Annotated in this window: 9 protein-coding genes; 5 read left to right on the forward strand and 4 right to left on the reverse strand. The window is 40.0% G+C overall.

Annotated features, from left to right (window positions below; all coding sequences use genetic code 11):
• Nucleotides 1-276 precede the first annotated feature (276 nt).
• A complete protein-coding gene (locus tag HNQ43_RS07855; RefSeq protein WP_183376551.1) occupies nucleotides 277-2,043 on the forward strand; it encodes a DUF975 family protein in 1,767 nt (588 codons plus the stop codon).
• Nucleotides 2,044-2,342: 299 nt separating this feature from the next.
• Here HNQ43_RS07855 and HNQ43_RS07860 read toward each other — a convergent pair whose 3' ends face one another.
• From HNQ43_RS07860 to HNQ43_RS07870, 3 genes are all read right to left on the reverse strand, one after another.
• Nucleotides 2,343-3,191 (reverse strand): YitT family protein, encoded by an 849-nt coding sequence (locus HNQ43_RS07860; protein ID WP_183376553.1) that lies wholly within the window; start codon nucleotides 3,189-3,191, stop codon nucleotides 2,343-2,345.
• Nucleotides 3,192-3,482: 291 nt separating this feature from the next.
• Entirely contained in the window at nucleotides 3,483-4,352 is an 870-nt protein-coding gene (locus HNQ43_RS07865; RefSeq protein ID WP_221248043.1) for an arginase family protein, read from the reverse strand.
• Nucleotides 4,353-4,386: 34 nt separating this feature from the next.
• Nucleotides 4,387-4,911 (reverse strand): biotin transporter BioY, encoded by a 525-nt coding sequence (locus HNQ43_RS07870; protein WP_183376555.1) that lies wholly within the window; start codon nucleotides 4,909-4,911, stop codon nucleotides 4,387-4,389.
• Nucleotides 4,912-5,027: 116 nt separating this feature from the next.
• On the opposite strand from HNQ43_RS07870, the gene metF reads away from it, so the two are divergent.
• From metF to HNQ43_RS07890, 4 genes are read left to right on the forward strand one after another with little or no spacing between them, the layout of a single operon-like run.
• Nucleotides 5,028-5,888 carry a methylenetetrahydrofolate reductase [NAD(P)H] gene (gene metF, locus HNQ43_RS07875; RefSeq protein WP_183376557.1) on the forward strand — a complete coding sequence of 287 codons (861 nt, stop codon included), beginning with the start codon at nucleotides 5,028-5,030 and terminating at the stop codon, nucleotides 5,886-5,888.
• Nucleotides 5,885-6,466: a Vitamin B12 dependent methionine synthase activation subunit gene (locus HNQ43_RS07880; RefSeq protein WP_183376559.1), complete on the forward strand. Its 582-nt coding sequence runs from the start codon at nucleotides 5,885-5,887 to the stop codon at nucleotides 6,464-6,466. Before metF ends, HNQ43_RS07880 begins: the two co-directional genes overlap by 4 nt.
• A gap of 7 nt (nucleotides 6,467-6,473) precedes the next feature.
• Nucleotides 6,474-8,852, forward strand: a complete 2,379-nt coding sequence (locus HNQ43_RS07885) for a homocysteine S-methyltransferase family protein (RefSeq protein WP_183376561.1) — start codon at nucleotides 6,474-6,476, stop codon at nucleotides 8,850-8,852.
• A 2-nt stretch (nucleotides 8,853-8,854) separates the two neighbouring features.
• The gene (locus tag HNQ43_RS07890; protein ID WP_183376563.1) at nucleotides 8,855-10,687 is read left to right on the forward strand and encodes a YgiQ family radical SAM protein; all 1,833 of its coding nucleotides are present in this window, start codon (nucleotides 8,855-8,857) and stop codon (nucleotides 10,685-10,687) included.
• 6 nt (nucleotides 10,688-10,693) lie between these two features.
• Here the strand turns inward: HNQ43_RS07890 and tgt are convergent, their stop codons facing one another.
• A complete protein-coding gene (gene tgt, locus HNQ43_RS07895) occupies nucleotides 10,694-12,541 on the reverse strand; it encodes a tRNA guanosine(34) transglycosylase Tgt (RefSeq protein WP_183376565.1) in 1,848 nt (615 codons plus the stop codon).
• Between the last annotated feature and the right edge of the window lie 31 nt (nucleotides 12,542-12,572).

Genomic DNA, 12,572 nt, shown 5'->3' on the forward strand with positions numbered 1-12,572 from the left:
AAGAAATAACGAAGACATTGGATAATGTAAGAAAAATAATTGATGATAAAGAAAGTCAATTACACAAATATGATGAACTAATCAAAGCCCGATTTATAGAGGTATTATACACTGATCGAATCAAACATTGGGAACGAATACATAAAATGTTAAGTTGTAAAATTGCTTAAAAGTGCAATCTCACCTATTTGCTAGTATAGAAGGAGCATTAAGCTTTCAAAAAGGAAAGCTTTTTTTATGATATGATAGAAAATAGAAACTATAGGTGGTGCAAAGATGATCAACAGAAAAGAATTAAAGAAAAGAGCAAAAAAGGTCTTAAAGATTCATTATGGTTTCTTGATCATAGCTTGTATGATATCAGGAATATTAGCCAATGAATTCTCTGATACTTTTACTTTGTTAAGTGCAGAAAATGAAATAGGTGTTCAGGAAGATTCCAATGCAGTTCTTCCATCACAACTGACAGCCAGCCAGGTGCTGAAAGATATCGTTGAAGATAATCTTGAAGAAGGAGCCAAAACGGCAGAAACAATTGAAAAGAAAGAAATCAGTGAAAGTCATGATCCCGTTTTGGGGCGAACAAGAGGAGTGCTGGCATCTGTCATCAATTCTGTAAGTTCGGGATCTATATTTGTGTCGATCGCTGCAGCTATCAATTCTATGGTGGGATCTGAGAGCATTGCGGTTTTGATTATGATTCTGGGCGGTCTTTTCTTGCTTTTTTTGGCCTGGTTTTATATCCAGAATGTATTCTGCGTTGTTTTGCGAAGACTCTTTTTAGAGGCACGAATCTATGAGAAAGTTCCGTTTGAACGATATATGTTTTTGAGTCATGTCAAAAAATGGACGAAGGCAAGCTTTACCATGTTTCTCACATCTATGTATCAGACATTATGGATGTTTACGATCGTAGGCTTTGTTATTAAGCATTATTCCTATTTGATGGTTCCTTATATTGTAGCGGAGAATCCAGATATTGGAGCTAATCAGGCGATCACACTTTCCAGAAAAATGATGAATGGTCATAAATGGGAGTGTTTTAAAATCAGTCTCACTTTTCTTGGATGGACCCTTCTTTCATCGATGACATTCGGGTTATCTGCTATCTTTTTCAGCAATCCGTATAAAATGTGCACGTATGCAGAATTATATGCCGTATTAAGAAAAGAAGCTAAGCTTAAAAATATCAAAGATGCGGATAGGATGAATGATGTGTATTTATTTGAACTTCCCAACAAAGAAGAATTGGAAAAAGCTTATCCGGAATATAAGGATCGTTATGTACAAGAGCCCGAACTTCAAGGATTTGCCGGTTTCTTTGCGAACTGGTTTGGTATCTTGTTTAAAGAAGGTAAAAAGGAAAAAGAATATCAGGAAAAGATGCGGCTTTATCAGAGGTATCGAGCAGTTTCTAATGTGCTGGATGCTAAGCAGTATCCTAAGCGCTTGTTTTCTATTGCGGAGGAACAGAAGCGAACATTGGTTACTGGTTTGGACCCGTTGCGAAATTACACGATCTGGTCTTTGATTTTAATGTTTTTTATTTTTTCTGGAATTGGCTGGCTTTGGGAAGTGAGTCTGCACCTGATCACAGATGGTGTTTTTGTCAATCGAGGAGCTATGCATGGACCATGGTTGCCGATCTATGGATCAGGAGGCCTTTTGATTTTGATTCTTTTAAAGAAATTCCGATCTAAGCCATTGTTGAATTTTTTATGCATTCTGATCGTTTGCGGTATCTTAGAATATTCCACTTCGTATATTATGGAGATGAATACTGGTTTAAAATGGTGGGATTATAGCGGGTATTTTTTGAATCTGAATGGGAGAATCTGTGCCGAAGGATTGATGGTGTTCGGGATTGGCGGCATGGGATTTATCTATATCCTGGCTCCTGTCTTTGACAATTTGATTCGTAAGATAAAACCTGCAGTCACTAAAATTGTTTGTATATTCTTGTTGATTGTTTTTTCCATAGATATGGTCTATTCTCATTTTTATCCGAATACAGGGGAAGGAATCACGGATTATGAAAAATAAAAAACGAGCTCAAAATCTTTCAATTTGAGCTTTTTTTGTATTTTTTGATCAATTTTCTTCTTTCTCTTGACTGTATCGATAAAGTTTGCGGAATTTTAAAGGGGGATATTTAAGCCTTTTCTGGAACAGATTGGAAAAGTGCCATGTGTTATCGTATCCGACCTTGCGGGAGATGGAAGACAGAACATCCGCTTTGTTTCACTGAATCGCCAGGGATCATGAGGTTATGGTTGATTTTTTCGCTTGCTAGAATATTGAATCAATTTCTTTTTAATGGGTTTTGTTCAGCCTCATTTTTATTATTGATACTGTTTTTTAGATGAGAAACCTCGGCCCCATACTTCGCTGACGCGGCTGACGACCATAAAGGCATCTGGATCAATTTGACGTATCAGCTTTTCTATTTTTGGAAGTTCTCGGTTGGATATGATCGTTAAAATTACTTCTTGTTTCTGTTGCGAATAGCCTCCTTTGGACTCCAGCAAGGTGACGCCGCGATCTATATTGGATAAGATATCTTTCGCGATTTCTTGAGATCGGGGACTGATGATCTTTACTTCTGTGCGCGTAGTACCCATCAAGAGAACTTTATCGAGTACAACAGAGGTCAGCAGAATCAATAGAATTCCATATAACAAGCGTTCCATAGGGTTGTATAGAGTTTGGCAAGATAAAATTATGAAATCAAATACATATAAGCTGATAGAGACCGGAATTCTAAAATAGTGATGAAGCAAAAGCGGAGGAATATCCATACCTCCTGTACTGGCTCCGCTGCGAATGACGATTCCTAGTGCCAGGCCGATTCCCATGCCGGCAAAAATTGTATTTAAAAGTGCATTGTTTGTGATTACATAGTCTCCCAGACACTGGTTGAAAAATTCTAGAAATACGGGATATAAAATTGTGCTGGCGATGGTTGTCATCGCAAAAGTTTTTCCTAAAATGAGAAAACCGATGATCAACATACAAAGATTGAAGATCAAGATAAATAGAGAAACGGGGATATCAAATACATGATTCATAAATAAAGCGATACCGGTTGTTCCAGAACTCATCAAACTGGTGGGTAAGATAAACAATTTTACGATCAAAGCATAGATCAGGTTTCCGACTAAGACGGGAAAAAATTTATAAAATATTTTCATAGGTTTCATCCTCCATAAAAAAACACACCTGTTAGAATGTTTTCCCTAACAAGCGTGGATCAAGACTTTTAGTCTAATACAAGAAAATTATAATGAAATTCATAGAAAAAGAAAAGAGAAATTCTTTACTGAAAAGACCGATGGATAACTTTTCACAAGCTTTTAAAAGTCTACTGTTTTTCGAAAGATTGGTTATTCATGACAAAAGAAAACCGAATAGAGATTATTTCTGCCTATTATCTGCCTATTATAGATACAGTGCTTAAACACCTTTTACTAAATTCGGATCTGTTAATCTGTGAACATTTTGATTTCAGTAAACATCTGATGTAGTTTGTGTTCATCAAACGGTAGATATTCTGCTATTGTAAAACCAATGACATCCGCATTTTCTGTAATTAAATGCAGTATTCCAGATAGTTTCTCTATCGTCATTTTACCGCCGCCAGATCCATCGCCGACTAATTCCGAGTTTGCAAAATAAGTCGAATGGAAGAAATGTTCGTCTAATACATCGATATCAAAATGTATAAGAATATGTTCAAATCGACTAAGGAATTTATTAATTTCTGAGTCTGTCACAAAACTCTTATCCTGCACCTTATACTTCACACCCATATCCTTCAGATGTCTTTCTTGATAATCATGAAGGGCTTGAAGTCCGATATAAAAAATTTCATCTGGTTTAAATAGAGGATTCTCCATTTCTTTTGTCAGTTGTGGAGCTCCGTGTCCTAAAAGACTTCCCAACACCATGGCATGAGCATTCGGGTATCCATCATGCAAAGTGGATACATCTGGATGAGCATCGATCCAAATAATACCGACTTTCTCATATTTCCCATGAAGATAATCAAATGGTGCAAGCGATACCATACAGTTGCCGCCGATGGTGATAATCTTATCAGGATTTTCTCTGGAAATTTTTTCTTTTGCGTCTTTGATTCCTGACAAAACCTCTTCCTTGGCATATATCCCATTTGTAACGCCTTTCTCTTTGTTATCAGGTGGAATAACATCTACTTTCACAACGGGTTGTTTCGGATTCTGGGGCAGGATAAACTGCAATAAATTGGCACCAAAATAATATGTATCAAGCCTACCGCTGACATGGTCAGGATATAAAAGTCTAATCGTTTTCATGTTATTTAACACTCCCATAAATTTATAGAGATATTGTATCTCTATCCCATGCTTAAATAAAAGGCTTTAATTGTTTTCCAATATGGGCAGCGAATTTGATTTTGAGAAGATCCAAGATCACGAAAGGAAAAACACATAGCTCTAAGGCCTGGAAAAAGGAGAAAGAAATGTGGTTTTGCATGTTGATCCATAAAAACCAGAAAGTTCCAAAGCTGTAACAAAGGAATAAGCTTAGTATTGAAATCCCAAAAAAATGTTGAGGCCGGTTTGACCAGAAGTTTTCGGTTGACCATAAAAAGATGCTGCTGGCCAAAAAGCCCAATAGATATCCGCCTGTAGCCCCGAATAAAACCGGGAATCCTCCTTGAAAATTCGAAAAAATTGGAAAGCCTCCTATTCCGCCAAGAATATAACAACCAATATATATCGTTCCTTTTTTGCCGCCAAATAAAAAGATGATCAGATAAATCGCAAAAGTCTGTAAAGTAAAAGGGATAGTAAACGGAATAGTGATCCACGAACAAATTGTCAATAAGGCGATTGAAAAACCTCCGGTACAAATGCTTTTTAAATTCATATACTTTCTCCGACATTCCTATTTTAACTATTTTGATAGTCAAAGTAAACGAGCTTTTCATTATAACTAAAACAACGTATAATTGAACTAACAATGAAGTGAAAAGAGGATAGCTCATGAAAATTGTCGAAGTATTGAATCAAGATAAAGTCACTTTATCTTTTGAGGTGTTTCCCCCTAAAAAAATGGATGATTATACAAAAGTAGAAGAAGCGGCCCATCAAATCGCATCTTTACACCCTGATTTTATGTCAATCACTTATGGTGCCGGAGGTGGAACCAGTCAGTATACTGTGGATCTGGCGCGGGATCTGTATCAAAGGACCGGAACGGAAGTCATAGCACATCTGACGTGCGTTACCAGCACTCGGGAACATGTATCTCACATGATACAAAGTTTCAAACAAGCCGGTATTGAAAATATTATGGCACTTCGCGGAGATATTCCTAAGGACGGGAAAGTCGCGCACGATTATAGTTATGCCTATCAGTTGATCCGTGAGATCAAAGAACATGGAGATTTCTGTATAGGAGGTGCCTGTTATCCGGAAGGACATGTCGAATGTGAACATAAAAAGGATGATATCTTACACTTGAAACAGAAGGTTGAAGCAGGCTGCGATTTTTTGACGACCCAAATGTTTTTTGATAATAATGTTCTCTATAACTTTTTATACCGTATTCGCGAAGCCGGGATCCAGGTTCCAGTATTAGCAGGAATCATGCCGATCACGAATAAAAAGCAGCTGTCGCGAAGCGTACAGATGTCAGGAACGCAAGTGCCTGAGCGTTTCAAGGCGATCGTTGATCATTTTGGCGATGATCCGCAAGCGATGAAACAGGCCGGAATCATTTATGCAAGTGAACAAATCATCGATTTGATCGCGAATGGAATCAAACATATCCATGTTTACTCCATGAATAAACCCGATGTGGCAGCGGCCATACAAAATAATCTTTCAGGAATTTTAAAATGAATGTACAAGTATCAAGAAAAGAGATATATCGTTACCTAGGATACGGAAACCATCTACCGGATGCAGAGATTCAGGAACTTGTAGAACAGTCAATCGAGGATTTACAACCATGCAGCTTTCGATCGGTGCAGAAATGTTTTTCCATCGATGTTTTGACAGAGAATGAGATATGGTTTGCGGATATACACATCCGGTCAAAAGACTTAGGGAAAAACTTGAAAAACTGCACAAAATGTGTTTGCATGGCAGCTACACTTGGCCCCTTGCCGGACCGTTTGATTCAGCGAGCTAAGATCTTGGATCTTTCAAAGGCGGTCGTTTTACAGGCGGTAGGATGTGCCATGATTGAGTCATATGTAGACCAGATTAATGAACGAATTCGACAAGACGCACAGAATCAAGGGTATATTTGCCATCCTCGCTATTCTTGCGGGTATGGTGATTTTGATTTAAACCACCAAAAAGATTTTATACGACTTTTAGAAATGCCGATTACGATAGGGGTTTCTTTAACCCAAGGGAACCTGATGATTCCCAATAAGTCAGTAACCGCAGTCATTGGATGGGAAAAGAAATGAGGAAATTATGAAAACATTGAAAGAGCGAATCAATACCGAATGGATTTTCTTTGATGGAGCTTTAGGGACAATGCTGCAGAAAAAAGGCTTGGCGGCAGGACAGTGCCCTGAAATGTGGAATCTGGATCATCCCGAGATTTTAATAGAGATTCATAAAGCGTATCTGGAAGCAGGAGCTCACATTATCAATGCCAATACCTTTGGAGCCAATCGATGTAAAGTTGAAAATGTGAAAGAAGTGGTAACGGCTGGAATCTCTTTGGCGAAACAAGCTGTTCAAGAAAGTCATCGCCAGGATGCTTATGTTGCTTTAGATATTGGGCCGACGGGGAAATTGCTTGCCCCGATGGGGGATTTAGATTTTGAGGAAGCTGTTTCGATTTTTGCGGAAATGGTGCGGGCCGGAGTTAAAGCAGGTGCTGATTTAGTTTTGATTGAAACAATGTCAGATAGTTATGAAGCCAAGGCTGCTCTTTTAGCTGCTAAGGAAAATTGCGATCTTCCTGTTTTTATCACTTTTATCTTTGATGAAAACCATCGATTGTTAAGCGGAGGCAGTGTGCAGTCCGTGATTCCGATGTGTGAAGGATTGAAAGCGGATGCGGTGGGAATCAACTGTGGGTTGGGACCTGCACAGATGTTGCCCATCGTTAAAGAAATTGTCCAAATTTCTTCTTTACCAGTGATCGTAAACCCCAATGCGGGCCTTCCTCGACAGCTCGGAAATCAAACTGTATACGATTTAAGCGATGATGAATTCGCCTTTTGGATGAAAGAAATAGCTGCATTAGGTGTTCAGGGAGTGGGAGGCTGTTGCGGAACAACACCTTCAACCATCAAGACAATGATCCAAACGATCCGGAATTGTCCATTTCAGCCGATAGCTCCCAAGAAAATGACTTGGGTCACCTCTTATTCACAAGCGGTGCAGATTGGGCCTAAGCCCGTCGTGATTGGCGAAAGAATCAATCCAACAGGGAAAAAGAGGTTAAAAGAAGCTTTACGGAATCAGGAGTACGAATACATTCTTTCTCAGGCCTTAGAACAAGAAATTGCCGGAGCTCATATTCTGGATGTCAATGTCGGATTGCCTGAAATTGATGAACCTTCCATGATGAAAGAAATGATCTGCCAGATTCAGAGTGTCACGGCTTGTCCTCTTCAAATTGATACGGGCAATATCGAGGCTTTAGAACAAGCTTTGCGAATCTATAACGGAAGACCTATGGTGAATTCTGTGAATGGCAAACTAGAATCAATGGAGAGCGTTTTTCCCTTGATCCAAAAGTATGGAGCCGTTGTTGTAGGACTCTGTTTAGACGAAGAAGGAATCCCAGAACAAGCTGAGCAACGCGTAGAAATCGCTAAAAAAATATATCATAAGGCTGAAGAGTATGGCATTCCATCAAAAGATATTGTGATTGACGGCTTAGCAATGACGATTTCCAGCTCGAGTCAGGCCGGAGTGGTCGCTTTAGAGACAATTGATCAGATTTCTAGAGAATTGAACGGATATACGATCTTAGGTGTTTCGAATATTTCTTTTGGGTTGCCACAAAGAGAAATTATTAATTCTCATTTTTTGAGTATGGCTTTAACGAAGGGTTTATCTTGTGCCATCATCAATCCGAACAGTGAAGACATGATGAAATCATATCGTTCGTATTTAGCTTTACAAGCCTTGGATCCTCAGTGTAAAGGTTATATTGAAGCTTATGGATCTGTTCCGACTCAGAAGTTTACAGATTCTTCTGAAAACATGACATTAAAACAAGCCATCCAGGCAGGTTTAAAAGGAAGGGCCGAACAGCTGACGCTAGAACTTTTGAATCAAAAAGATCCTTTGGAGATCGTCGATGCAGAATTGATTCCGGCTTTGGACCAAGTGGGAAAAGAATACGAATCCGGGATTTTATTTTTACCGCAGCTTCTGATGAGTGCCGAAGCGGCTAAGCTTAGCTTTTCGGCTATAAAAGAAAAAATGCCGCAAGACAACAAAGTTGCCAAAGGCCGTATTGTACTGGCCACTGTTCAAGGCGATATCCATGATATCGGGAAAAATATCGTAAAAGTTTTATTGGAAAACTATGGTTATGATGTCATTGATCTTGGTAAAGATGTAGCGCCGGAACAGATTGTTTCTTGCGTGAAAAATGAGAACATCTCTTTAGTTGGATTGAGTGCTTTGATGACGACTACAGTCGTTAATATGGAAAAAACCATACGTTTACTTCATGAACAAGCGCCTCATGTCAAGATCATGGTAGGTGGAGCAGTGTTGAACCCCGAGTATGCTAAGATGATTCATGCGGATCATTATGCGCCGGATGCGATGGGATCCGTTCGATATGCGGATCAGGTCTTTTTGAAAGGGCAAGGAGAATAAATATGTCATTTTTACCAACGACCCGTGATGAAATGTTAGAACAGGGATATGAACAAGTGGACTTTGTTTATGTTTCAGGAGATGCCTATGTGGATCATCCTTCTTTTGGATGTGCAATCATCACTCGTACTTTACAAGCCTATGGTTACAGTTGTGCCGTCCTTGCCCAGCCGGATCGGCACAAAGATGAGGAATTCTTGCAGTTTGGGAAACCCCGCCTAGGTTTTTTAGTGTCGGCCGGGAATATTGATTCTATGGTCAATCATTATTCAGTCAATAAAAGAAGACGAGATAAAGATGCATATTCCGATCAGGGAATCATGGGAAAACGTCCGGATCGTCCGACAATCGTTTATACACAAATCTTAAAACGCTTGTTCCCAGATATTCCCATCCTGATAGGAGGAATTGAGGCCAGCCTAAGACGACTGGCACATTATGATTATTGGGATGATAAAGTTCGTCGCTCGATTCTGATTGATTCTCAAGCGGATCTTTTGATGTTTGGCATGGGCGAAAATACAATCATCGAAGTGGCAGAGGCTTTAGATGGAGGTTTAAATGTCAAGGATATCTGTTATATCAGAGGAACCGTATGGAAGACTAAATCTATAGAGTCCATTATTGATGATTATATTCTTTTGCCAGATTATGAAACAATTTGTCATGATAAATATGCTTATGCCCGCAGTTTTATGATTCAGTACGAAAATCAGGATGCGATCCAGTCTAAAATCTTGATTGAGCCCTATGATGGGTGGTATGTCGTCTGTAATCAGCCGCCTCTTCCTTTGACACAAGAGCAAATGGATTTCACGTACTCTTTGCCGTATGAACGAACTTTTCATCCGAAATACACATATGTACCGGCCATTGAAGAAGTGCAGTTTTCCATCACCAGCAATCGGGGATGTTTTGGATCATGCGCTTTTTGCGCCATCACATCCCATCAAGGCCGCGTAATCTCTTCCAGGAGTACTCAAAGCGTTGTAGAAGAGGCAAAAAAAATCATAGAGATGCCTAATTTTAAAGGTTATATCCATGACTTGGGAGGACCCAGCGCTAACTTTTCCCGACCTGCCTGTGATAAACAGACTACACTAGGAGCGTGTGCGAAAAGACAATGTCTTTGGCCCAAACCATGTCCGAATTTAAAGGTCGATCACACTCACTATGTGGAGATGTTAGATGCGATTCGTGAACTGCCTAAAGTAAAAAAAGTTTTTATTCGTTCCGGGATTCGTTATGATTATTTGATGTATGACAAAGATGAGACTTTCTTTGACCGGCTGATCCAATATCATATCAGCGGACAGCTGAAGGTGGCGCCGGAACATGTGAGTGCCGCAGTATTGGATAAAATGGGAAAACCACGAAAAGAACTTTATTTAAAGTTTGTCGACAAATATTATGAAAAGAACAAACAATGGGGAATGAAACAATATTTGGTTCCTTATTTGATGAGTTCACATCCGGGATGCGAATTAAAAGACGCAATCGAACTGGCTTGTTATTTGAAGAAGATTCATCATATTCCTAAACAAGTTCAGGACTTCTATCCAACCCCGGGAACTTTAGCGACGTGTATGTACTATACTGGTTTGGATCCTCGAAATATGAAACCTGTTTATGTTGCGAAAACTTTTGAAGAAAAGTTGGAACAGCGAGCTTTAATGCAGTACAGTTATCCCAAAAATTACGATATTGTCTATCGAGCTTTAAAAAAGGCTTGCCGGGATGATTTGATCGGGTCTGGGCCCAAGTGTTTGATCCCAGCTAAAAGACCTTATCAAAAACATAAAAAAGAAAGAACGAAGAAAAGGGACGTCCGTTGACATCCCTTATTTTTTGTTTCCATAATAATCCTTTAAGAATTGTTCTTTATATTCTTGGAAGGTGCCTTGAATCAAGGCTGCTCTGGCCTCTTCGGTGAGACGAATGATGAAGCGCAGGTTATGTTGTGAAGCCAGATCAAAATAGAGGTGTTTCTTTTCCGGCTCTCCGGATTTTAATAGCGCACGCAATTGACCACGGGTCCATCCGGCTTTACAAACTGGACAATCGCATCCAGGATCCAGTTTTTCTGGACTGTCTTTAAATTTCGCATTGGCAAGATTGATATTGCCATATCGTGTATAGATTTTCCCGTGCCGGGCTTCTCGAGTGGGAGCCACACAGTCAAAGGTATCGGCTCCGTTTTCAATACCAATCAAAATATCATCGGGGTGAGAAAGTCCCAACAAATGACGAGGCTTCATTTCCGGTAACTCCTCGCAACACCAGCGTAATATGTCGCCTAAGTTCTCCTTCAGGAAAGCGCCTCCCAGACCAAATCCGTCAAAATCCATCTTCGCTAATTTTTTGGCCGTGGAACGACGCAGATCTTCCCATCGTCCACCTTGCAAGACTCCATAGAGTGCTTGATAATAGCCCAGGTCATAACAATGTTTTTTATGTTCCTTTAAACTTCGCTTTGCCCAGCGTTCTGTTCGAGCTAAAGATTCGACATTGTATTCATAGCTGTCAGCCAGGGAAGTCAATTCATCGTATGCCATATGAATATCGGCACCGATCCGGCATTGAATTTGCATCGACTCCTCTGGGCCGATAAAATCATCTTCACCTGTCACCGGATCCGTAAAAGCAACGCCTTGTTCGCTGACATGAGCCAGACGTTTTTCTGGCTCGGTATTTTTCAATTCATTGCCCACTTTCATACTGACGACTTTGCCGCTTCCCGATCCCAAAGACATGACTTGGAATCCTCCAGAATCCGTCAAGGTTGGCCCTTTCCATCCGGACCAACTAGCTAAGCCGCCTTCTAAAGCGATTTCATGAGAGAGATTTCGGAGATGGTAGCCGTTGCTCAGCATAGCTTGTGCATGAAGAGACTGAAGTTCTTTCATGTCGACGAAGTTGACTTTTCCGCGCGTTCCTACACACATGAAAGCTGGGGTTTTGATATCTCCATGAGGCGTATGGATGATTCCGGCGCGACCGAGTTGATTATCCATGCGTTTTACGATTTCAAAAGAAAATTGATTGTTGTTTTGATATTCACTCATTTTTGGGCGCAGACAACGGGCGCAGAATGCCTCTAAAGGAGAGAGCAAGATCTCCAAAAGCATTCCCATGACATACGCAAAGACAGCTTGTCTAAGAAATTCAGAAAAAGATAACACACCGAGAAAGGCAATGGTCTCGAAAATGGCAGAGTCCAGGATTCGGGCAAAAGCGGAGGACCCTAATGCACGGGCTATGAAGCTTTTCGCAAAGATTCCTTGTTTTTCTTTTAAGTAGATAAATAAAGTGTTGTTGAAAAGATTAGAGACGATGTAAGCTGCCAAGGATCCTAAAACGATGCGCGGAGTAAAACCTAAAACTTGACTGTAAGCTTCTTGCAGATTCCATCCGGGATAAGCTGGCAGTGCGATCACGGCCCAGAAGACAAGAATCGCTAACAAATTGATCAAAAAGCCCGCAAATACGATTTGTTGGGCATGTTTTTTTCCGTAAAATTCCACGATCAAATCGGATAAGATATAGGTCAAAGGGAAAACAAGGATGCCGCCATCAACCGCGATTCCATTTAAGTTCCATAGTTTGATTGCCGCCAAATTTGATATCAATAAAGCGCCAACTGAAAGTGCGCACATTAAAATGAGTGTTCGTTGTTTAAAATTAGACATGGGTTGATTATAACATGAAACCCGAAGACAT

This window comes from Faecalicoccus acidiformans (assembly GCF_014202635.1).
Lineage (GTDB): Bacteria > Bacillota_I > Bacilli_A > Erysipelotrichales > Erysipelotrichaceae > Faecalicoccus > Faecalicoccus acidiformans.